Here is a 22,307-nt window from a genome sequence, read left to right on the forward strand (position 1 = left end):
TTGGCCATATGAGGAGCCGGGTTGCCTTTCACTCTCAGTCATGCGGCGGCCGTGCTGCCCGCCGTGCGCGGCGACGGGTCCGGGCGGGGGCGGCTGGTGCCGGCCGTGCTGGCCGCGGGGTCCTTCTCACCCGACATGACCTACTACGCGGCGAGTTTCCTGTCCGGGGCGATGGAGTTCGGGGATGTGACGCATTCCCTGCCGGGCGTTCTCACGGTCGACGTTCTCATCGCCGGGGCGCTGGTGGGACTGTGGCTGCTGCTGCGGGAGCCGCTGGTGGCGCTGCTGCCCCGGGCCCGGCAGGGGCGCTTCGCCGCCCTGGTGCGCTGCGGGGCGGAACGCGCGCGGCCGCGGCCGTCCGTGCTGATGTGGTGGTACGTGTCGGCGGTGCTGGGGGCGCTGACCCATGTGGTGTGGGACGAGTTCACCCATCTCGACCGGTGGGGGATGCGGGTGTTCCCCGTGCTGGGCCGGGAGATCGCCGGCTCGCCGCTGTACTGGTACCTGCAGTACGGCGGTTCCGCGGTGGCCGCGGTCGTGCTCACCGTGTTCGTGGTGCGGGCACTGCACCGGCAGTCCCCGGCCGAGCCGCGGGGTGTCCCGGTGCTGTCGGTGCGGGACCGGTGCTGGGCCGGGGTGGTGCTCGGCGGCTGCGCGGTGGCCGGGGCGGTGCAGCGGGCGACCCGTTGGTGGGACTACTGGGGGGCCGTCGCGAAGCCCTGGGAACTCGTCCCGTCGGTGTGCTTCGGGGCGGGCGCCGGGCTCGTCCCCGGCCTGTTGCTGTACGCGGTCGCGGTCAGGGTGTGGCGTCCGGTTCCGGCCCCCGCAGACCCGGTGGCCGTCGGTGCGGAGCCGGGGCACCGGGTCGCGCGTTGAGGGTGTCGGGGGACGCGACGAACACGGTGAAGGTGTGCGCGGGGCGCGAACGCGGCAGCAGGGTGAGGGCGAGCGCCAGGTAGCCGCGGGCCAGGTCGGACCACAGGCGCCAGGCGGGTGTCTCCCGCGGGGGCGCGGCGGCGGGTTCACGGCGGGTGAGTCTGCGGCGGAGATCCGCGGTCGTGCGGCGTGCGGCCGCCGCGAGTGTGGTGGGGGTGCGGCCGGTACTTGCGTCCCGGGCGAAGACCGGGACCTGGAGGAGTGGCACGCGGGCGGGTCGGTCTGTGCTTGCCCGTGCCGGTGTCGTCCGGTGGAGGAGCATGCGTATACCCATGCCCCGCATCCTCACGGCGGGCGGGGACGGGGGCTTTCCTGCGGGGGCCACCTGAGTGACGGCCCGCCGGGGCACGGCACCCTCGCTCCGCCGGCCCTGCGAGGGCGGCGGGGCGGGCCTTCCGGCACGGCCCGCACCGGGTGACGGGCCGCCCTTCCGGGCCCCGGCCCACCGGCACCGCGGCACTCGGCGGCGGGGGCGTCCTCACGGAACCTCCGGGTGCCGGACGGGGCCGCGCGACCCGGCGGTGCGGCCCGGGTACCCCGGGCTGCGAGGCGGCCGGGGAGGCCGGGGAGGCCGGTTCACAGGGGGCGGGAGCCCGGCCGTGAAGACGGGAACCGGACCGCGAGGCGGGAGACCGGGCGCAAGGCCGGGGCACGGAGCCGGGGCCAGGACCGGGGGCGCGAAGGGGCGTGGCGCTTGCTGGGCCTGCCTTGCTCCGCGGCATGGACTGCGTCCCCCGCCCCGCCGCGCAGGAGGCTCATGCGCCTCCCGCGCGGCCGCCGGAGGCTAGTGCGCCGCCGACTCCCAGTCCGGGCCGGAGCCCACCGAGACGCCCAGGGGGACCCGCAGCTCGACGGCGTTCGCCATTTCGCGGCGGACCAGCTCCTCCGCCGCCGCCCGCTCGCCGGGGGCGATCTCCAGGACGATCTCGTCGTGGACCTGGAGCAGCATCCGGGAGTCGAGGCCCGCCTCGCGCAGCGCCCTGTCGACGTTGAGCATGGCGATCTTGACGATGTCGGCCGCCGTGCCCTGGATCGGGGCGTTCAGGGCCATCCGCTCGGCCGCCTCGCGGCGCTGACGGTTGTCGCTGTTGAGGTCGGGCAGGTAGCGGCGGCGGCCGAAGAGCGTCGCCGTGTAGCCGGTGGCCCTGGCCTCGTCGACGACCCGGCGCAGATAGTCCCGCACGCCGCCGAACCGGTCGAAGTAGGCGTCCATCAGCCCCCGGGCCTCGGCCGCCTCGATGTTGAGCTGCTGGGAGAGGCCGAAGGCGGACAGGCCGTACGCGAGACCGTAGGACATGGCCTTGATCTTGCGGCGCATCTCCGCGTCCACCGCGGACTGCTCCACGGAGAAGACCTGCGCGGCGGCGGTGGTGTGCAGGTCCTCGCCGGAGGTGAACGCCTCGATCAGGCCCGCGTCCTCGGACAGGTGGGCCATCACCCGCAGCTCGATCTGGCTGTAGTCCGCCGTCATCAGGGACTCGAAGCCCTCGCCGACGACGAAGCCGCGGCGGATCGCCCGGCCCTCGTCGGTGCGGACCGGGATGTTCTGCAGATTCGGGTCGGTCGAGGAGAGACGGCCCGTCGCGGCGACGGTCTGGTTGAACGTGGTGTGGATACGGCCGTCCGCGGCGATCGTCTTGATCAGGCCCTCGACGGTGACGCGCAGCTTGGCCTGCTCGCGGTGGCGGAGCATGATGACCGGCAGTTCGTTGTCCGTCTGCGTGGCCAGCCACGCCAGGGCGTCGGCGTCCGTGGTGTAGCCGGTCTTGGTCTTCTTCGTCTTGGGCAGGTTCAGCTCGCCGAAGAGGACTTCCTGGAGCTGCTTGGGCGAACCGAGGTTGAACTCGCGTCCCGCCGCGTCGTGGGCCTCCTTCACGGCCTGCTGGACCGCGCCCGCGAACATCTGCTCCATGGCCCGCAGATGCTCCCGGTCGGCCGCGATGCCGTGCCGCTCCATGCGGGCCAGCAGGGCGGACGTGGGCAGCTCCATGTCGCGCAGCAGGTCCGCCGCGCCGACGTCCTCGAGGCGCTCCTCGAAGACCTCGCCGAGGTCGAGGATCGCGCGGGCCTGCACCATCAGCGCCTCGGCCGCCGCGGCCTCGTCCGCGCCGAAGGCCAGCTGCCCGTCGGCCGCCGCGGCGGGGGCCAGCTCACGGTGCAGGTACTCCAGGGACAGCGCCTCCAGGTCGAAGGAGCGGCGGCCCGGCTTGACCAGATAGGCGGCGAGCGCGGTGTCCATGGTGACCCCGGCGACGCTCCAGCCGTGCTCGGCGAAGACGCGCATGGCGCCCTTGGCGTTGTGGAACACCTTCGGCCGGTCCGGGTCGGAGAGCCAGTCCGCGAACGCCCTCTCGTCGGCCTCGTCGGTCTGCGTCGGGTCGAACCAGGCGGCCTTCCCGTCGGACGCGGCGAGCGCGACCTCGGCGACCGACCCGGTGCCCAGCGCCCAGCTGCCGACCGTGGCGACACCGAGGGGCCGGGTGCCGTGCTCGGCGAGCCAGCCGGCCAGCTCGCCCGTGCCCAGCACCGTGCCGTCCAGCTCCACGCCGTCCGCCACGACCGGCGCCGCCTCGGCCTCCTCGGCCCCCGGGTCGACGGCGAACAGCCGCTCACGCAGGGACGGGTTGCGGATCTCCAGGGTGTCCAGGATCATCACGACGCCCTTGCGGTCGTACGCGGACCGCTCCAGGTCGGTGACCGCCCTCGGCAGCTCGACCTGCCGCTCCAGCTCGGTGAGCCGGCGGTTGAGCTTCACGGACTCCAGGTGGTCACGCAGATTCTGCCCGGCCTTGCCCTTGACCTCGTCGACGCGCTCGACCAGCTCCGCGAACGACCCGAACTGGTTGATCCACTTCGCGGCCGTCTTCTCGCCGACGCCCGGGATGCCCGGCAGGTTGTCCGACGGGTCGCCGCGCAGCGCGGCGAAGTCGGGGTACTGGGCGGGCGTCAGACCGTACTTCTCGACGACCTTCTCCGGCGTGAACCGGGTCAGCTCGGAGACGCCCTTGGTCGGATACAGCACCGTCGTGTGCTCGCTGACCAGCTGGAAGGAGTCCCGGTCACCGGTGACGATCAGCACCTCGAAGCCCTCGGCCTCGGCCTGGGTGGCGAGCGTGGCGATGACGTCGTCCGCCTCGAAGCCCTCGACGGCGAAGCGGGGCACGTGCATCGCGTCGAGCAGCTCGCCGATCAGCTCGACCTGCCCCTTGAACTCGTCCGGGGTCTTGGACCGGTTCGCCTTGTACTCGGCGAACTCCTCCGAGCGCCAGGTCTTGCGGGAGACGTCGAACGCCACCGCGAAGTGCGTGGGCGCCTCGTCGCGCAGGGTGTTGGCCAGCATCGACGCGAAGCCGTAGATCGCGTTGGTCGGCTGGCCCGTCGCGGTCGTGAAATTCTCCACGGGCAGCGCGAAGAACGCGCGGTACGCCAGCGAGTGCCCGTCCATGAGCATCAGGCGCGGGCGGCTGCCACCGGTGGGGGTCTCGGTCTTCTTCGATGCTGTGTCTGCCACATCCCCGATCCTGCCACGCCCCACTGACACCCGGTCCCGCCCGTGGCCGTGCCGCCGGCGTCCGCCGTCACGGGAAGCGGGCGCGACGCGGCCGGTCACGCCCGGCGGCAGGCGACCGGACACCGCCGCGGCCACCGCTCCCGTCCCCGGTTCCGCCCGGGCACCGTCACTGTCACAGGGGCGTGCGAGGATCGGAGACGTACTTCACACGTGTACGCGAAGGAGCGCGCGATGGCGACGAAGCCGCCCAAGGGTGATCCGGTTCAGGACGCGCCGCAGGTCACCGGGGCCCAGCATGCGGCGGCGGGCATCCCGGCCATCGGCCACACCCTGCGTGTCGCGCAGCGGCAGATGGGGGTGCGGCGGACCGCGCTGACGCTGTTGAGCGTCAACCAGAAGGACGGCTTCGACTGCCCGGGCTGCGCGTGGCCGGAGGGCGAGCACCGGCACCGGGCGGAGTTCTGCGAGAACGGCGCGAAGGCCGTGGCCGAGGAGGCCACCCTGCGCCGGGTCACCCCCGAGTTCTTCGCCGCGCACTCCGTCGCCGACCTCGCGACCCGCAGCGGCTACTGGCTGGGCCAGCAAGGGCGGCTCACGCACCCGGTGTACCTCCCGGAGGGTGGCGACCACTACGAGCCGGTCACCTGGGAACGCGCCTTCGACATCATCGCCGAGGAGATCGCCGCCCTGGACTCACCCGACGAGGCGGTCTTCTACACCTCCGGGCGCACCAGCAACGAGGCGGCGTTCCTCTACCAGCTCTTCGCCCGTGAACTGGGCACCAACAACCTGCCGGACTGCTCCAACATGTGCCACGAATCGTCCGGTTCGGCCCTGACGGAGACCATCGGCGTCGGCAAGGGCAGCGTCCTGCTGGAGGACCTGTACAAGGCCGACCTGATCATCGTGGCCGGCCAGAACCCGGGCACCAACCACCCGCGCATGCTCACCGCCCTGGAGAAGGCCAAGGCGAACGGCGCGAAGATCATCAGCGTCAACCCGCTGCCCGAGGCCGGCCTGGAGCGCTTCAAGAACCCGCAGACACCGAAGGGACTCACCACCGGGACCGCCCTGACCGACCTGTTCCTGCAGATCCGCCTCGGCGGCGACCAGGCCCTGTTCCGGCTCCTCAACAAGCTGATCCTGGAGACCGAAGGCGCGGTCGACGAGGCGTTCGTCCGGGAACACACGCACGGCTTCGAGGAGTTCGCCGAGGCCGCGCGCGCCGCCGACTGGGACGAGACGCTGACGGCGACCGGTCTCACCCGCGCGGAGATCGAGGAGGCACTGCGCATGGTCCTCGCCTCGGAGCGCACCATCGTGTGCTGGGCGATGGGCCTGACCCAGCACAAGCACGCGGTGCCCACCATCCGCGAGGTCGTCAACTTCCTCCTCCTGCGCGGCAACATCGGCCGCCCGGGCGCCGGCGTCTGCCCGGTGCGCGGCCACTCCAACGTGCAGGGCGACCGCACGATGGGAATCTTCGAGCGCCCCGCGCCCGCCTTCCTGGACGCCCTGGAGAAGGAGTTCGGCTTCGCCCCGCCCCGCGAGCACGGCTACGACGTCGTACGGGCCATCCGCGCACTGCGCGACGGCGAGGCGAAGGTCTTCTTCGCCATGGGCGGCAATTTCGTCTCCGCCTCCCCCGACACGCAGGTCACCGAGGCGGCGATGCGCCGCGCCCGTCTCACCGTGCACGTGTCGACGAAGCTGAACCGCTCGCACGCCGTCACGGGCGCGCGGGCCCTGATCCTGCCGACACTGGGCCGCACCGAGCGTGATCTCCAGAGCGGCGGCGAGCAGTTCGTCACCGTCGAGGACTCGATGGGCATGGTGCACGCCTCGCGGGGCCGGCTCGAGCCCGCGAGCCGGCACCTGCTGTCCGAGCCGGCCATCGTGTGCCGGCTGGCGCGCCGGGTGCTGGGCGAGAACAGCAAGGTGCCGTGGGAGGAGTTCGAGAAGGACTACGCGACGATCCGCGACCGCATCGCGCGCGTGATCCCCGGGTTCGAGGACTTCAACGCGCGCGTGGCCCGCCCCGGCGGCTTCGCCCTCCCCCACGCCCCGCGCGACGAACGCCGCTTCCCGACGGTCACCGGCAAGGCCAACTTCACCGCCGCGCCCGTCGAGTACCCCAAGCTGCCCGAGGGCCGGCTGCTGCTGCAGACACTGCGCTCGCACGACCAGTACAACACCACGGTCTACGGCCTGGACGACCGCTACCGGGGCATCAGGAACGGCCGCCGGGTCGTCCTGGTCAACCCGGAGGACGCCGAGCGGCTGGACGTGCGGGACGGCTCCTACGTCGACCTCGTCAGCGAGTGGACGGACGGGGTGGAGCGCCGGGCGCCCGGTTTCCGCGTCGTGCACTACCCGACGGCCCGGGGCTGCGCCGCCGCCTACTACCCGGAGACCAACGTCCTGGTGCCGCTGGACGCCACGGCGGACACCAGCAACACCCCGGCCAGCAAATCGGTCGTCGTCCGTCTGGAACAATCGGCGACCGACTGAGCGTTTGCTCAGCCGAGTCGACAGGCGGATCAGACCGACGGATCGCAATGAACGGAGCCGGATCCATGGGCGAGCAGCAGCAGGTGCAGTTCCCGCAGGAAGTCATCGACGAGTACGCCGCGCTGGGTGTCGATCTTCCCGCGCTGTTCTCGGCGGGGCATCTGGGGACGCGGATGGGCGTCCAGATCGTGGAGGCGGCGCCCGAACGGGTCGTGGGCACCATGCCGGTGGAGGGCAACACCCAGCCGTACGGGCTGCTGCACGGCGGTGCCTCCGCGGTGCTGGCCGAGACCCTGGGGTCGGTCGGGGCGATGCTGCACGGCGGCAGCTCCAAGATCGCCGTCGGCGTCGACCTGAACTGCACCCACCACCGCGGGGTCCGCTCAGGCCTGGTCACCGGTGTCGCCACGCCCGTGCACCGGGGCCGGACGACGGCGACGTACGAGATCGTGATCAGCGACGAGCAGGACCGGCGGGTGTGCACCGCCCGGCTGACCTGCCTGCTGCGGGAGGCGAACCCCGGCGACGCCGCCCCGGCGGGCACGCCCGCCTGAACACGGCGCACCGCACCACGGGCCCGAGAACCGCAGGGGCCGGACCTTCGCGGACCGGCCCCTGCGGCCAGGCACCGCACGGCCGGCGCCCCAGTGCTCTTGCGTCTCGCGGTCCGACGTCTCGTGGCCCGACGCCTCACGGCCCGACGCCCCACGGGTCGGCCCTCCGCGGCCCGGCATCGCGCGGCCGACGCCCTGCGTCCGCGGCCCGGCTCTCCGTATCCCCCAAGAAGCGTCCCCGGAGAGCGCCGGCCCGGGGCCCTCACCGTTCCGTCCGGCCGTCCCGGCGTCCCGGTGCTGTCAGCCCCATTGTTCCCGTCGCCCCGGCGCCTTAGCGTCGGGGCATGGAACGGGGACGCACCCCTCGGTCCGCGGACGCCGCGCGCGGACCGCGACACGCACTCCCACCGATACCGCCGGCGGCCGGCCGTCTCGTCCGCGTCCGGCACACCGGGCTCGGACGAGACGGCGGCCCGGGGCAAGGACCGCGGCGATGAGCGGCACCGGCCCCGTCGAGCCGGGCGAGGGCACGCACGCCTGGGAGACGCCGGGCACCTCCCGCCGCCCCGCCCGGCCGCGCGGCCCCCTCCGCCGGCGCTACGACCGCCACCGCCGCGCCGCCCACGCGGCCCTCGCCGCGCTCGTCCTCCTGGCCGGCAGCGGCTACCTGTACCTGAACCGGCCGCAGCGGCAGCCACCCGCGCCGCCGCCCTACCCGTCCCAGGCCGTCGACCTCGTCTACCTCGACCCGGTGCCCTCCCCCGGCGACGCCACCACCGGCGGTTTCAGCTTCGCCGTGCTGCTGAGCGTGCGGTCCGGGCCGCCCGTCACGGTGACGCGGGTGACCCAGCCCTACGCCGGCCTTTCGGCGTCCGCGACCCCCGCGCCGCCTTTCGAGACAGAACCGCTTTCCGCCCGCAAGATCATCATCACGCTCCGGGTGACGGAATGCGAAAAAGCACCACGGAACCCCGGACTCCCTTTCCTGGACGTAACACTGCGTAATACCCGCGCAATGCAGGTCCACAGTTTCATCCTGGGACCACGCTATGCACAGCACCTCTCCGAGGCCCTGCGAACCGCCTGCGGCCACATTCACCGGTAATCAGCAAAACGCCCCACACACCTGAACTCCCCCTCCGCTCCTGCGGGTTCTCACCATGCGGACAGGGCGAATCGGCCTGAATTCCTCCCTTCTCCTCCACCTGTACCGCTCTCCATTACCGCGTGTCATAACAAGAGAGTCACAGCCTGAGTCAGACCCTCCTCCCCGTTCCCCGCACACGCTTAGAGTCACGGCCAGTCACCGCGCCGTCGGATTGTCACTTCGGCCCAGCGCTCGACTACGCCGTCTCCACGGGGAAACGGCTGCGCCAGGGAAAGGACTGATCGTGCGTCAACGTTCGCTCATCGCCATCACCGCCGCTCTGACGGCAGGAGCGCTCACCCTCACCGCCTGCGGCTCGCGCGACGACGACGGCGGCTCCGACTCCGGCAACGGCGGCAGTGGCGGCAACACCACCGTCGTCATCGGCGTCGACGCCCCGCTGACCGGCGACCTGTCCGCGCTCGGCCTCGGCATCAAGAACTCGGCGGACCTCGCCGCCAAGACCGCCAACAAGCAGAAGTACGTCGACGGCATCACCTTCAAGATCGAAGCACTCGACGACCAGGGCCAGCCCTCCGTGGGCCAGCAGAACGCCTCCCAGTTCGTCGCCGACGACAAGGTCCTCGGTGTCGTCGGCCCCCTGAACTCCTCGGTCGGCGAGGCCATGCAGAAGGTCTTCGACACCGCCAAGCTCGTCGAGGTCTCCCCCGCCAACACCGGCCCCTCCCTCACCCAGGGCCCGGACTGGCGCACCAAGAAGGTCCGCCAGTACAAGTCGTACTTCCGCACCGCGACCACGGACGCCATCCAGGGCCCGTTCGCCGCCCAGTACGTCTACAACGACGCCAAGAAGAAGAAGGTCTTCGTCATCGACGACAAGAAGACCTACGGTGCCGGCCTCGCCGCCACCTTCACCGAGGAGTTCAAGAAACTCGGCGGCCAGGTCGTCGGCACCGAACACATCAACCCGGACACCAAGGACTTCTCCTCGGTCGCCACCAAGGTCAAGACCTCCGGCGCCGACGTCGTCTACTACGGCGGCGAGTACCCGCAGGCCGGACCGCTCAGCAAGCAGATCAAGGAAGCCGGCGCCAAGATCCCGCTCGTCGGCGGCGACGGCATCAAGGACCCCACCTTCATCAAGCTCGCGGGCGCCGCCGCCAACGGCGACCTCTCCACCTCCGTCGGCGCACCCGTCGAGGACCTCGACTCCGCCAAGAAGTTCGTCGCCGACTACAAGGCGGAGGGCTACAAGGAGGACTACGCGGCCTACGGCGGCTACTCCTACGACTCCGCCTGGGCCATCATCGAGGCCGTCAAGAAGGTCGTCGACGACAACGACGGAAAGCTCCCCTCCGACGCCCGCGCCAAGGTCACCGAAGCCATGCAGAACGTCTCCTTCGACGGCGTGACCGGCAAGGTCTCCTTCGACGAGTTCGGTGACGCCACCAACAAGCAGCTCACCGTGTACTCCGTCGAGAACGGGGACTTCAAGCCCGTCAAGTCCGGTACCTACACCGGCTGACCCTGCCGCACCACAGCCCACGAGCCGCGCGGGGCGCTGTTCCACAGGCGCCCCGCGCGCACTCGCATCCGGCCACATCCGTCGAACGCTCTGAAAGTCTCGGAGGACATGCGGTGAACGAACTGCCGCAGCAGCTGGTCAACGGCCTGCTACTGGGATCCATGTACGGGCTCGTCGCCATCGGCTACACCATGGTCTACGGCATCGTCCAGCTCATCAACTTCGCCCACGGCGAGATCTTCATGACCGGCGCCTTCGGCGCACTCACGGTCTACGTCTACATCCTGCCCGACGGCACCTCCCTGTTGATCGCCCTGCCCCTGATGCTGCTCGGCGCCGTGATCGTCGCCGTCACCGTCGCCGTCGGAGCGGAACGATTCGCCTACCGGCCACTGCGCGGCGCCCCACGACTCGCCCCCCTCATCACCGCCATCGGCCTCTCCCTCGCCCTCCAGCAGGCGGTGTGGGCCTGGTACCCCGACGCCAAATCCGCGCGCACCTTCCCCCAGATCGACGGCGGCCCCTTCCACATCGGCAACGTCACCATCCAGACCGGCGACATCTTCCTGCTCGTCGCCGCCCCCGTCAGCATGGCCGTCCTCGCCTACTTCGTGATGCGCACCCGCACCGGACGCGGCATGCAGGCCACCGCCCAGGACCCCGACACCGCCAAACTGATGGGCGTCAACACCGACCGCATCATCGTGATCGCCTTCGCCCTCGGCGCCGCCTTCGCCGCCGTCGGAGGCGTCGCCTACGGCCTCAAGTACGGCCAGATCGAATTCAAGATGGGCTTCATCCTCGGTCTGAAAGCCTTCACCGCAGCCGTCCTCGGCGGCATCGGCAACATCTACGGCGCCATGATCGGCGGCATCGTCCTCGGCGTCGCCGAAACCCTCGCCGCCGCCTACATCGCCGACATCCCCGGCCTCGACCAGTTCGGCAGTCAGTCCTGGGCCGACGTCTGGGCCTTCATCCTCCTCATCCTCGTGCTGCTGTTCAGGCCACAGGGCCTGCTCGGCGAACGCGTTGCGGACAGGGCGTGACACCGATGACCACACAGACCACCGCCTCGAAGACCACCGGCACCACCACCGCGGACGACACCACCGGCCTCATCGGCATACCCCCGCACATCGGACGGGCCCTCGCCACCGGCGGCGGCGCCCTCACCATCGCCTCCACCTTCCTCGCCTGGACCTGGACCGCAGCCTTCCCCGGCGACCTCACCGTCTACGGCTACCCCGGCGGCCTCCAGGTCCTCGTCCTGATCGCCGGCGCCCTCACCACCCTCCTCGGCCTCGCCACCTACGGCATCAAAGGCCTCCGCTGGCTGACACCCGCCGGCGGCGACGCCGCCCTCAAATTCGCCGCCCTCGCCGCCTTCGCCACCACCTGGTACACCCTCATCGCCATCAGCACCCAGCTCGGCGGCCTCGTCAACCTGGAACCCGGCGGCTACATCGCCGCCGCCACCACCCTCATCGCCCTCCTGGGCTCCCTAGCCCTCCCCTTCCCACGCCCCGAACCCGACCCCCACGACCCCGACGACACCGGCTGGGAAAAGTTCCGGCACACCGCCTCACAGAACTGGCAGACCGTCAAGGCCGCCTTCGCCACCGGCACCCCCCGCCCCCCGCGCCCCCTGCCCTCCTACGCCGAGATCCTCATCATCGTCGGCATCCTCGCCCTCGCCCTGCTCGTCTTCACCTACGGCATCGGCACCGAGTACGACGAACTCTTCGTCGGCTTCCTCATCGTCGCCGGCTTCGGCTTCGCCGCCCTCCACCGCACCGGCCTCATCGCCCAGGCCACCCACCTCACCGCCCGCCACCAGACCATCACCATCTGGGGCGCCTTCATCGCGGCCGCCTGCTTCCCCTTCACCCAGTCCGACGACCGGTACGCCACCCTCGGCGTCTACATCCTCATCTTCGCCACCGTCGCCCTCGGCCTGAACATCGTCGTCGGCCTCGCCGGCCTCCTCGACCTCGGCTACGTCGCCTTCCTCGGCGTCGGCGCCTACGCCGCCTCCATGGTCTCCGGCTCCCCCAGCTCCCCCTTCGACCTCCACCTGCCCTTCTGGGCCGCCGTCCTCGTCGGCGCCGCCGCCTCCCTGGTCTTCGGCGTCCTCATCGGCGCCCCCACCCTGCGACTGCGCGGCGACTACCTCGCCATCGTCACCCTCGGCTTCGGCGAGATCTTCCGGATCACCGTCAACAACCTCGACGGCACCTCCGGCCCCGACGTCACCAACGGATCCAACGGCATCTCCGCCATCCCCGACCTCAAGATCCTCGGCTTCGACCTCGGCACCCAGCACGACATCGCCGGCTTCACCATCGGCCGGTTCGCCAACTACTTCCTCCTGATGCTCCTCATCACCGCCGTCGTCGTCCTCGTCTTCCGACGCAGCGGCGACTCCCGCATCGGCCGCGCCTGGGTCGCCATCCGCGAGGACGAGACCGCCGCCCTCGCCATGGGCATCAACGGCTTCCGCGTCAAACTCATCGCCTTCGCCGTCGGCGCCGCCCTCGCCGGACTCGCCGGCACCGTCCAGGCACACGTCACCTACACCGTCACCCCCGAGCAGTACCTCTTCGCCGGCACCACACCACCCAACTCCGCCTTCCTCCTCGCCGCGGTCGTCCTCGGCGGCATGGGCACCATCGCCGGCCCCCTCATCGGCGCAGCCCTCCTCTTCCTCATCCCCAACAAACTCCAGTTCCTCGACGACTACCAGCTCTTCGCCTTCGGAATCGCCCTCGTCCTGCTCATGCGCTTCCGCCCCGAAGGCCTGGTCGCCAACAGGCGCAACAAACTGGAATTCCACGAAGAGGCCGACGTACCCGCAACCCTGAGCAAGACAGGGGCCTGACCCATGACCACCGACACCACCACCAAGGACACCGCCCCGGGCACCCCCGCCCCCGGCATCCCCGTCCTCGACGCACGCGGCGTCACCATGCGCTTCGGCGGACTCACCGCCGTACGCGGCGTCGACCTCACCGTCAACAGCGGCGAGATCGTCGGCCTCATCGGCCCCAACGGCGCCGGCAAAACCACCTTCTTCAACTGCCTCACCGGCCTCTACATCCCCACCGAAGGCGAAGTCCGCTACAAGGACAAAGTCCTGCCCCCCAAATCCTTCAAAGTCACCGCCGCCGGCATCGCCCGCACCTTCCAGAACATCCGCCTCTTCGCCAACATGACCGTCCTCGAGAACGTCCTCGTCGGCCGTCACACCCGCACCAAAGAAGGCTTCTGGTCCGCCGTCCTGCGCGGCCCCGGCTTCCACAGAGCAGAAGCCGCATCCCGCCAACGCGCCACCGAACTCCTCGAATTCGTCGGCCTCGCCGACAAGGCCGACCACCTCGCCCGCAACCTCCCCTACGGCGAACAGCGCAAACTGGAGATCGCCCGCGCCCTCGCCAGCGAACCCGGCCTCCTCCTCCTCGACGAACCCACCGCCGGCATGAACCCCCAGGAGACCCGGGCCACCGAAGAACTCGTCTTCGCCATCCGCGACATGGGCATCGCCGTCCTCGTCATCGAGCACGACATGCGCTTCATCTTCAACCTCTGCGACCGCGTCGCCGTCCTCGTCCAGGGCGAAAAACTCGTCGAAGGCGACAGCGCCACCGTCCAGGCCGACGAACGCGTCGTCGCCGCCTACCTCGGCGAACCCCTCGACAACGACCCCGGCGCCGCCGAAGCCGCCGAAGTCGAAGCCGCCGAAGCCGCCCAGGCCGACACCACCACGAACACCGCGGCCGGCAAGGAGAACGACCGATGACCGCACTCCTCGAGGTCGAGGACCTCCGCGTCGCCTACGGCAAGATCGAAGCCGTCAAAGGCATCACCTTCAAAGTCGACGCCGGCGAAGTCGTCACCCTCATCGGCACCAACGGCGCCGGCAAGACCACCACCCTGCGCACCCTCTCCGGCCTCCTCAAACCCGTCGGCGGCCAGATCAGGTTCGGCGGCAGATCCCTCAAGAAGACCCCCGCCCACCAGATCGTCTCCCTCGGCCTCGCCCACTCCCCCGAAGGCCGGCACATCTTCCCCCGCATGACCATCGAGGACAACCTCCGCCTCGGCGCCTTCCTCCGCAACGACAAGGCGGGCATCGAGAAGGACATCCAGCGCGCCTACGACCTCTTCCCCATCCTCGGGGAACGCCGCAAGCAGGCTGCCGGCACCCTCTCCGGCGGCGAACAGCAGATGCTCGCCATGGGCCGCGCCCTCATGTCCCAGCCCAAACTCCTCATGCTCGACGAACCCTCCATGGGCCTCTCGCCGATCATGATGCAGAAGATCATGGCCACGATCGCCGAACTCAAATCCCAGGGCACCACCATCCTGCTCGTCGAGCAGAACGCCCAGGCCGCCCTCTCCCTCGCCGACCACGGCCACGTCATGGAAACCGGCAACATCGTCCTGTCCGGCACCGGACAGAAACTCCTCCACGACGAATCCGTCCGCAAGGCGTACCTCGGCGAGGACTGAACCGAAAACACCACCCACAAGGGCCGCCGTCTCACCCGGACGGCGGCCCCTGCCGTTCCAGATCCACCGCACGCCGCACCAGATCCTCCGCCTCCGCGTCCCAGTCGGGACCGAAACACCGCAGGTCCGCGGCGGCCTCGCGCAACAACTCCGGATCCCCCGGACACTGGAGACAGGCGAGACGGTAGGCGAGGGCACGAGCCCACGGCGGCAACGCCGACCAGTCCTCGGCGAGGACCGCACGCAGCATCCCCCTGAGATCACCGGCACCCGCGAAGGTGACCGCCTCCACGAACACCCGTACGGCGTCCCGCACCTCCCCGCTCTCCGCACCGGCCGCATCCAGGACCCGACCCAGCTCCCGGCCCGCAGCAACCAGGCCGGCACCGTCCGGCACACCACCCGACGTCATGATCCCCAACCCTCCCGACAGGACGACAAGGCCCGCGCCCCCTGCCGCACAGGGAACACGGGCCTCACCGAACAACCCGGGCGTCAGCCCTTCGACGCCTTCTTCTCCTCGGCGTCCTGAAGCACCGCCTCCGCCACCTGCTGCATCGACATCCGCCGGTCCATCGACGTCTTCTGGATCCACCGGAACGCCGCCGGCTCCGTCAGCCCGTACTGCGTCTGCAGCACCGACTTCGCCCTGTCCACCAGCTTCCGCGTCTCCAGCCGCTGCGAGAGATCAGCGACCTCCTTCTCCAGCGCCTTCAGCTCCGTGAACCGCGAGACGGCCATCTCGATCGCCGGGACGACGTCACTCTTGCTGAACGGCTTCACCAGATACGCCATCGCACCGGCGTCCCGCGCCCGCTCCACCAGGTCACGCTGCGAGAACGCCGTCAGCATCAGCACCGGCGCGATGCTCTCCGCCGCGATCTTCTCCGCCGCGGAGATGCCGTCCAGCTTCGGCATCTTCACATCGAGGATCACGAGGTCGGGCCTGTGCTCCCGCGCCAGCTCCACGGCCTGCTCCCCGTCACCGGCCTCGCCGACGACGGAGTACCCCTCCTCCTCCAGCATCTCTTTGAGATCCAGCCGGATGAGCGCCTCGTCCTCGGCGATGACGACACGGGTCGTCAGCGGAGGAACGTGCGACTTCTCGTCTTCGGGCACGTCAGCGGGCTGGGGCGACTCGGGGGCGGTCACGTGGGCGCTCCTTGTTCCGGGGCAGGCGGTACTGCTTCCAGCAGGGTACCTAGCTGCGGCTGCACACAAGGAACCGGTACACTCCGATCAGCCTTGTGGCCGGGTTGATGGAAGGGTAGACATGATCGCCTCAAAAGCGATTGCCTGAAAGGGCGTGCGGGTTCGAATCCCGCACCCGGCACCTCTGAAGCGGAGGTTCACGTTCTTGTGAGCCTCCGCTTTTTGCTGCACAAGGCCGCAGTCGGTGCCTCAACGTCCCGCGAGGAACCGTGGGCCGGTGGCGCAGCGAGGACCGCAAGGCACGCGGCGTCGCATACGAGCAACCGACCGACTGTCCCCGGTGCACGGGCCGCGAGTTCGACAAGGTCGCGTACTTCTGCTTGCTCGGCCTCCACCCGGGCGACGGCCGCATCGTCTCGAAGTCCGGCCGGCATCATCTGTCGATTCCGACGGTTGCCGCATCACCAACTGGACCACGAAGACCGTCGGTGGGGTGCGCAAGCGCTATGAATACCCGCGTCACTTCTTCAGCAACAAGTCCGACGACATCCGGAAGCTCTTCACCGACGCTCTCGGCAAGGTGGGCGTCGAAGGGACGACCCTCGCGCGCGGGAGCGATCCCTTCAGCATCTCCGTCGCCCGCAAGGCCTTCGTCGCCCTCATGGACGCCCACGTCGGGCCGAAGTACTGACGGGCGGCCTACTTGGGGCTGTCGTCCTCGCCGATGTGGTGGACCCTGACCAGGTTGGTCGTGCCGGACACCCCCGGTGGCGAGCCGGCCGTGATGATCACCACGTCGCCCTTCTCGCAGCGGCCGTAGCGCAGGAGGAGTTCGTCGACCTGGTCGACCATCGCGTCGGTGGAGTCCACGTGGGGGCCGAGGAAGGTCTCGACGCCCCAGGTCAGGTTGAGCTGGGAGCGGGTGGCCGGTTCGGGGGTGAAGGCCAGCAGGGGGATGGGTGAGCGGTAGCGGGAGAGGCGGCGGGCGGTGTCGCCGGACTGGGTGAAGGCGACGAGGAACCTGGCGCCGAGGAAGTCGCCGATCTCGGCGGCGGCGCGGGCGACGGCGCCGCCCTGGGTGCGGGGTTTGTTGCGTTCGGTGAGCGGGGGCAGGCCCTTGGCGAGGATGTCTTCCTCGGCGGCTTCGATGATGCGGGCCATGGTCCGGGCGGTCTCGACGGGGTGTTTGCCGACGCTGGTCTCGCCGGAGAGCATGACGGCGTCGGTGCCGTCGATGACGGCGTTGGCGACGTCGGAGGCCTCGGCGCGGGTGGGGCGGGCGTTGTCGATCATGGAGTCGAGCATCTGGGTGGCGACGATGACCGGCTTGGCGTTGCGTCTGGCGAGTTTGATGGCGCGCTTCTGGACGATGGGGACTTGTTCGAGGGGCATTTCGACGCCGAGGTCGCCTCGGGCGACCATGATGCCGTCGAAGGCGGCGACGATGTCGTCGATGTTCTCGACGGCCTGGGGTTTTTCGATCTTGGCGATGACGGGGAGGCGGCGGCCTTCTTCGTCCATGATGCGGTGGACGTCGGTGATGTCGCGTCCGCTGCGGACGAAGGAGAGGGCGATGACGTCGAAGCCGGTGCGCAGGGCCCAGCGGAGGTCGTCCTCGTCCTTCTTGGAGAGGGCGGGGACGGAGACTGCGGCGCCGGGGAGGTTGAGGCCTTTGTGGTCGGAGACGATGCCTCCTTCGATGACGGTGGTGTGGACGCGGGGGCCGTCGATGTGGGTGACTTCGAGGCAGACTCTGCCGTCGTCGACGAGGATGCGTTCGCCGGGGGTGACGTCGGTGGCGAGGCCGGCGTAGGTGGTGCCGCAGGTGTGGCGGTTTCCGGCGGCGCCTTCTTCGACGGTGATGGTGAAGGTGTCGCCGCGTTCGAGGAGGACGGGGCCTTCGGTGAAGTGGCCGAGTCTGATCTTGGGGCCTTGGAGGTCGGCGAGGGTGCCGACGCTGTGGCCGGTTTCGTCGGAGGCTTTGCGGACGCGGTGGTATCGCTCTTCGTGTTCGGTGTGGGTGCCGTGGCTGAAGTTGAAGCGGGCGATGTCCATTCCGGCGTCGACCAGGCCTTTGATCCGGTCGTAGGAGTCGGTGGCGGGTCCAAGGGTGCAGACGATCTTTGCTCGGCGCATGGTTCGAGCCTATGACTTACCGATCGGTAGCGAATTGGGCTCGCGTGGCGTCTCAACAACCTTTGGGTGAAGGGTGGTTGACGGGTGTTGACGCGCGTTCCGGGGTGCTCCGTGGTGCGTCGGGGTGCTCTGATGAGCGTGCCGGGGCGGGTCCTATGCGTGTTGTCCGGTGGTGTGCCGTCGTGCGGCGGGAGGCTTGGCGGGGGTGAGGCCGAAGGTGGTGAAGGCGGTGCGGGCGGGCAGGGGGTAGGGGTTTCGTCCGGTGAGGTCGTTGAGGATGGTGGCGCTGCGCCAGGCGGCGAGGCCGAGGTCGGGTGCGCCGACGCCGTGGGTGTGGGTCTCGGCGTTCTGGACGTAGACGGAGCCGGTGATGGTGGGGTCGAGGCGGAGGCGGAAGTGTTCGTCGACGTGGGGGCGGTCGCGGTTGTCGCGGTGCAGGTGGGGGTGGAGGGGGGCGAGGAGGTGGTCGAGGGGGCGTTCGCGGTAGCCGGTGGCGAGGACGACGGCGTCGGTGGTGAGGCGGGTGCGGGTGTTCTGCCGGGTGTGTTCGAGGTGGAGTTCGATCCGGGTGCCGGCGATGCGTCCGGCGGTGCGGACGCGGACGGCGGGGGTGAGGACGGTGTCGGGCCAGCCGTGGAGGGTGCGGCGGTAGAGCTCGTCGTGGATGGCGGCGCTGGTGTCGGCGTCGATGCCTTTGTGGAGTTGCCATTGGGCGGCGACGAGGCGGTCGCGGACGGGTTCGGGGAGGGCGTGGAAGTAGCGGGTGTGGTCGGGGGTGAAGTGTTCGAGGCCGAGTTTGGAGTACTCCATGGGGGCGAAGGCCTCGGTGCGGCCGATCCAGTGGAGGCGTTCGTGGCCGGCGGGGCGGTGGCGGAGCAGGTCGAGGAAGATCTCGGCGCCGGACTGGCCGGTGCCGATGACGGTGACGTGTCCGGCGGTGAGGAGGGTGTCGCGGTGGTGGAGGTAGTCGGCCGAGTGGATGACGGGGGCGGTGGGGTCGGCGGTGAGGGGTTGGAGGGGGGCGGGGATGTGGGGTTCGGTGCCGATGCCGAGGACGATGTTGCGGGTGTGGGTGCGGCCGAGGGCCTGGGGTTCTCCGTCGGTGTCGAGGTGGGTGTAGTCGACTTCGAAGAGGTGGGTGTCGGGGTTCCAGCGGACGGTGTCGACCTGGTGGTGGAAGCGGAGGGTGGGGAGGTGGTCGGCGACCCAGCGGCAGTAGGCGTCGTATTCGGCGCGTTCGATGTGGAAGCGTTCGGTGAAGTAGAAGGGGAAGAGGCGGTCGCGGGTTCTGAGGTGGTTGAGGTAGGTCCAGGGGCTGGTGGGGTCGGCGAGGGTGACGAGGTCGGCGAGGAAGGGGACTTGGATGCGGGTGCCGTCGATGAGCTGGCCGGGGTGCCAGTGGAAGGCGGGTTTCTGGTCGTAGAAGACGGTGTGGAGGGTGGGGAGGGGGTCGGCGAGGGCGGCCAGGGAGAGGTTGAAGGGGCCGATGCCGATGCCGACGAGGTCGTGGGGGGTTTCGGGGGTGTGGGGGTGGTGGCCCATGGGGGTGTTCTCCGGGCGTGGGGGCGTCGGGGGTTCCAGGGTGTACGGGGTGGTGTGTCCGTGCCCGGGTAGTCCGGCGATCAGAACCCGAAAGGGGGTATGCGCGGCCGGCCCCCGGGGGTTCCGGGGGCCGGCCGTGTGCGGGGTGGGGGTCAGGCGGTCTGTGTGCGTCGTACGCGCAGGGCGCGGGTGAGGTCGTCGAGCTGGTCGACGAGTTTGCGGCGCAGGGCGGGGGTGGGGTCGGTGGTGGCGAGGCATTCCCGGCCGAGGTGCAGGGTGGTGTCGTCGACGGCGTGGGCGGGGAAGGCCCAGCGGCCGGTGGCTTCGGCGATGGCGGGGCCGCGGCGGGTGGCGACGGCGACGGCTTCGGGGTAGTAGCGGGGGATGTAGTCGGCGACGAGGTCGGCCTGTTCGGGTTGCCAGAAACCTTGGGCGGTGGCGGTGAACAGGTAGTTGGAGAGGTCGTCGGTGGTGAACATGGCGGCCCAGGCGGCGCTTTTGGCTTCGGGGTCGGGGAGGGCTGCGCGGCAGCGTGCGGCGCCTTCCTGGCCGGTGGCGCTGGGGTCGCGTTCGAGTTCGGTGGCGATGGTCCTTTCGTCGGTGGCCCCGAGGACGGCGAGGCGGGTGAGGATGCGCCAGCGCAGTTCGGGGTCGAGTTCGGGGCCGCCGGGGACGGTGCCGTCGGCGAGCCAGGCGGCGATGGTGTCGGGGTGGGCGGCGGTGTCGATGCGGTGGCGTACGGCGATGAGGCGCAGGCCGGGGTGGTCGCCGTCCTCGGTGCGGCGGATGAGGTCGCGGCAGAGTTCGGTGATGGTGGTGAGGGCGGCGGGGCGTTTGTCGGGGGTGGTGTAGCGGTCGGCGATGTGGGTGGTGGCGAAGGTGAGGGCGCCGTCGACGAGGGCGAGGTCGGTTTCGTGCGGGAGGTGGGTGCGGGCGATGTCCAGGTAGGCGGCGGGGGGGAGTTGGCCGTCGCGGACGGCATCGCGGAGGGCGTTCCAGACGACGGCGCGGGTCAGGGGGTCGGGCAGGCCGGACAGGCTGGTGCGGAGGGTGTGGAAGGAGTCGGTGTCGAAGCGGATCTTGGTGTAGGTGAGGTCGCCGTCGTTGAGGACGGTGAGTGCGGGGGCGGGGCCGGTGGGGGTGATGGTGAGGTCGCCGGTGGTGGGGATGTCGGCTTCCAGGCGGTCGCGCAGGAGGAGGCGGCGGTTGTCGTGGGGGTCGGTGTCGTAGAGGCCGATGTTGATGCGGTGAGGGCGGGTGTCGTTCTCGGGGTGGGGGGTGTCGGTGTGTTCCGTGCCGTTCCGGGGCTCGGCGGGGTCGGGTGCGGGCTGGGTTGTGGTGCTGCCGCGGTGTGCGATGCGGAGGTGCCAGGTGCCGTTCTCGGTACGTGGTTCGGGTACGAGGGTGTCGACGCCGGTGGTGCGGAGCCAGGCGTCGGCCCAGGCGTGGACGTCGCGTTCGGTGGCGGAGGCGAGGGAGTCGATGAAGTCGGCGAGGGTGGCGTTGGCGAACTTGTGCCGTGCGAAGTGGGTGTTGATGCCGGTGAGGAAGTCTTTCTCGCCGAGCCAGGTGACGAGTTGCCGCAGGGCGGAGGCGCCCTTGGCGTAGGAGATGCCGTCGAAGTTGAGGAGGGCGGAGGCGGTGTCCTCGACGTTCTCGGGGGCGACGGGGTGGGTGGAGGGGCGTTGGTCGGCGTCGTAGCCCCAGGGTTTGCGGACGATGCCGAAGTCGGTCCAGGTGCCGGTGAAGCGGGTGGCTTCGGCGGTGGTCTGGTAGCCCATGTACTCGGCGAAGGACTCGTTGAGCCAGATGTCGTCCCACCAGCGGAGGGTGACGAGGTCGCCGAACCACATGTGGGCCATTTCGTGGGCGATGACCATGGCGCGGGTCTGGCGCTGGGTGTCGGTGACGGCGGAGCGGTAGACGAATTCGTCGCGGAAGGTGACGAGTCCGGGGTTCTCCATGGCGCCGGCGTTGAATTCGGGGACGAAGGCCTGGTCGTAGGAGTCGAAGGGGTAGGGTTCGTCGAATTTCTCGTGGTAGCGGTCGAAGCAGGCGCGGGTGATGTCGAGGATCTCGTCGGCGTCGGCGTCGAGGTGGGGGGCGAGGGAGCGGCGGCAGTGGAGGCCGAAGGGGAGGCCGCGGTGTTCGGTGCGTACGGAGTGCCAGGGGCCGGCGGCGACGGCGACGAGGTAGGTGGGGATGCGGGGGGTGGTGGCGGCTTTCCAGTGGCCGTCGCCGGTGTGTTCGGTGATGCCGTTGGCGAGGACGGTCCAGCCTTGGGGGGCGGTGACGGTGAGGTCGAAGGCGGCTTTGAGGTCGGGTTGGTCGAAGGCGGCGAAGACGCGTTGGACGTCGTCGAGGAAGAGCTGGGTGTAGACGTAGGTCTCGTTGTCGGTGGGGTCGGTGAAGCGGTGCATGCCTTCGCCGGTGCGGGAGTAGTGCATGGCGGCGTCGACGTGGAGTTGGTGTTCGCCGGGGGTGAGGCCGTGGAGGGGGAGGCGGTTTCCGTCGAGGGCGGCCGGGTCCAGGGGGTGTCCGTCGAGGGTGACGGAGCGCAGGTGGGCGGGCTTGACCTCGACGAAGGTGTCCGTGGTGTCCGTCTCGGCGTGGACGGTGAACCGGATGACGGTGCGGGAGTCGAAGGTGTCGTCGTCGCCGGTGAGATCGAGGTCGATCGTGTAGTGGTGGACGTCGAGGAGCCGGGCACGGGTCTGCGCTTCGTCGCGCGTCAGTACGGACATGCAGGACATGCTGCCTGATGGGGTGGGCGGGGCACAGGGGCGGTTCGGTACGCGGTGTATGTCCGGTCGGTGCCGTGTG

The 22,307-nt window shown here is 70.2% G+C and carries 15 protein-coding genes, 1 tRNA gene and 1 pseudogene; 11 read left to right on the top strand and 6 right to left on the bottom strand.

What is annotated here, in order from left to right; translation table 11 throughout:
• Positions 1-21 precede the first annotated feature (21 nt).
• Positions 22-876 (top strand): DUF4184 family protein, encoded by an 855-nt coding sequence (locus tag ACFYOJ_RS06265; protein WP_356551993.1) that lies wholly within the window; start codon positions 22-24, stop codon positions 874-876.
• 844 nt (positions 877-1,720) lie between these two features.
• Here the strand turns inward: ACFYOJ_RS06265 and polA are convergent.
• Complete coding sequence (gene polA, locus ACFYOJ_RS06270) at positions 1,721-4,447, bottom strand: DNA polymerase I (RefSeq protein WP_356551995.1); 2,727 nt, start codon at positions 4,445-4,447, stop codon at positions 1,721-1,723.
• 231 nt (positions 4,448-4,678) lie between these two features.
• Here polA and ACFYOJ_RS06275 point away from each other — a divergent pair, with 231 nt between their 5' ends.
• From ACFYOJ_RS06275 to ACFYOJ_RS06310, 8 genes are all read left to right on the top strand, one after another.
• Entirely contained in the window at positions 4,679-6,958 is a 2,280-nt protein-coding gene (locus tag ACFYOJ_RS06275; RefSeq protein WP_356551997.1) for an FdhF/YdeP family oxidoreductase, read from the top strand.
• Positions 6,959-7,023: 65 nt separating this feature from the next.
• Positions 7,024-7,512 (top strand): hotdog fold thioesterase, encoded by a 489-nt coding sequence (locus tag ACFYOJ_RS06280; RefSeq protein WP_356551999.1) that lies wholly within the window; start codon positions 7,024-7,026, stop codon positions 7,510-7,512.
• Positions 7,513-8,005: 493 nt separating this feature from the next.
• Positions 8,006-8,617, top strand: coding sequence for a Tat pathway signal sequence domain protein (locus ACFYOJ_RS06285; RefSeq protein WP_356552001.1), 612 nt, complete (start codon positions 8,006-8,008; stop codon positions 8,615-8,617).
• 286 nt (positions 8,618-8,903) lie between these two features.
• Positions 8,904-10,145 (top strand): branched-chain amino acid ABC transporter substrate-binding protein, encoded by a 1,242-nt coding sequence (locus tag ACFYOJ_RS06290; protein WP_356552003.1) that lies wholly within the window; start codon positions 8,904-8,906, stop codon positions 10,143-10,145.
• Between the two features lie 113 nt (positions 10,146-10,258).
• Positions 10,259-11,191, top strand: coding sequence for a branched-chain amino acid ABC transporter permease (locus ACFYOJ_RS06295; RefSeq protein ID WP_356552005.1), 933 nt, complete (start codon positions 10,259-10,261; stop codon positions 11,189-11,191).
• Positions 11,192-11,196: 5 nt separating this feature from the next.
• The gene (locus ACFYOJ_RS06300; protein ID WP_356552007.1) at positions 11,197-13,023 is read left to right on the top strand and encodes a branched-chain amino acid ABC transporter permease; all 1,827 of its coding nucleotides are present in this window, start codon (positions 11,197-11,199) and stop codon (positions 13,021-13,023) included.
• A 3-nt stretch (positions 13,024-13,026) separates the two neighbouring features.
• A complete protein-coding gene (locus ACFYOJ_RS06305) occupies positions 13,027-13,941 on the top strand; it encodes an ABC transporter ATP-binding protein (RefSeq protein ID WP_356552009.1) in 915 nt (304 codons plus the stop codon).
• Complete coding sequence (locus ACFYOJ_RS06310) at positions 13,938-14,654, top strand: ABC transporter ATP-binding protein (RefSeq protein WP_356552011.1); 717 nt, start codon at positions 13,938-13,940, stop codon at positions 14,652-14,654. Before ACFYOJ_RS06305 ends, ACFYOJ_RS06310 begins: the two co-directional genes overlap by 4 nt.
• A gap of 31 nt (positions 14,655-14,685) precedes the next feature.
• On the opposite strand, the gene ACFYOJ_RS06315 is transcribed toward ACFYOJ_RS06310, so the two are convergent.
• Together ACFYOJ_RS06315 and ACFYOJ_RS06320 are read right to left on the bottom strand one after the other, a co-directional pair.
• Positions 14,686-15,066: a hypothetical protein gene (locus ACFYOJ_RS06315; RefSeq protein WP_356552012.1), complete on the bottom strand. Its 381-nt coding sequence runs from the start codon at positions 15,064-15,066 to the stop codon at positions 14,686-14,688.
• Positions 15,067-15,149: 83 nt separating this feature from the next.
• Positions 15,150-15,806, bottom strand: coding sequence for a response regulator (locus tag ACFYOJ_RS06320; RefSeq protein ID WP_356552014.1), 657 nt, complete (start codon positions 15,804-15,806; stop codon positions 15,150-15,152).
• A 98-nt stretch (positions 15,807-15,904) separates the two neighbouring features.
• Between ACFYOJ_RS06320 and ACFYOJ_RS06325 the strand changes: the two genes are divergently transcribed.
• A tRNA-Leu gene (locus ACFYOJ_RS06325) sits at positions 15,905-15,987 on the top strand.
• 88 nt (positions 15,988-16,075) lie between these two features.
• Positions 16,076-16,497 (top strand): annotated as a pseudogene (locus ACFYOJ_RS06330) (hypothetical protein).
• An 8-nt stretch (positions 16,498-16,505) separates the two neighbouring features.
• Here the strand turns inward: ACFYOJ_RS06330 and pyk are convergent.
• The 3 genes from pyk to pepN form a co-directional block, all read right to left on the bottom strand.
• Positions 16,506-17,942, bottom strand: coding sequence for a pyruvate kinase (pyk, locus tag ACFYOJ_RS06335; protein WP_356552016.1), 1,437 nt, complete (start codon positions 17,940-17,942; stop codon positions 16,506-16,508).
• A 153-nt stretch (positions 17,943-18,095) separates the two neighbouring features.
• Positions 18,096-19,484 (bottom strand): SidA/IucD/PvdA family monooxygenase, encoded by a 1,389-nt coding sequence (locus ACFYOJ_RS06340; RefSeq protein ID WP_356552018.1) that lies wholly within the window; start codon positions 19,482-19,484, stop codon positions 18,096-18,098.
• Positions 19,485-19,636: 152 nt separating this feature from the next.
• On the bottom strand, positions 19,637-22,237 hold the full coding sequence (gene pepN / locus ACFYOJ_RS06345; protein WP_356552020.1) for an aminopeptidase N: 2,601 nt from the start codon (positions 22,235-22,237) through the stop codon (positions 19,637-19,639).
• Positions 22,238-22,307 lie beyond the last annotated feature (70 nt).

Origin of the sequence: Streptomyces sp. NPDC006384 (assembly GCF_042870695.1) — a bacterium.
GTDB lineage: Bacteria > Actinomycetota > Actinomycetes > Streptomycetales > Streptomycetaceae > Streptomyces.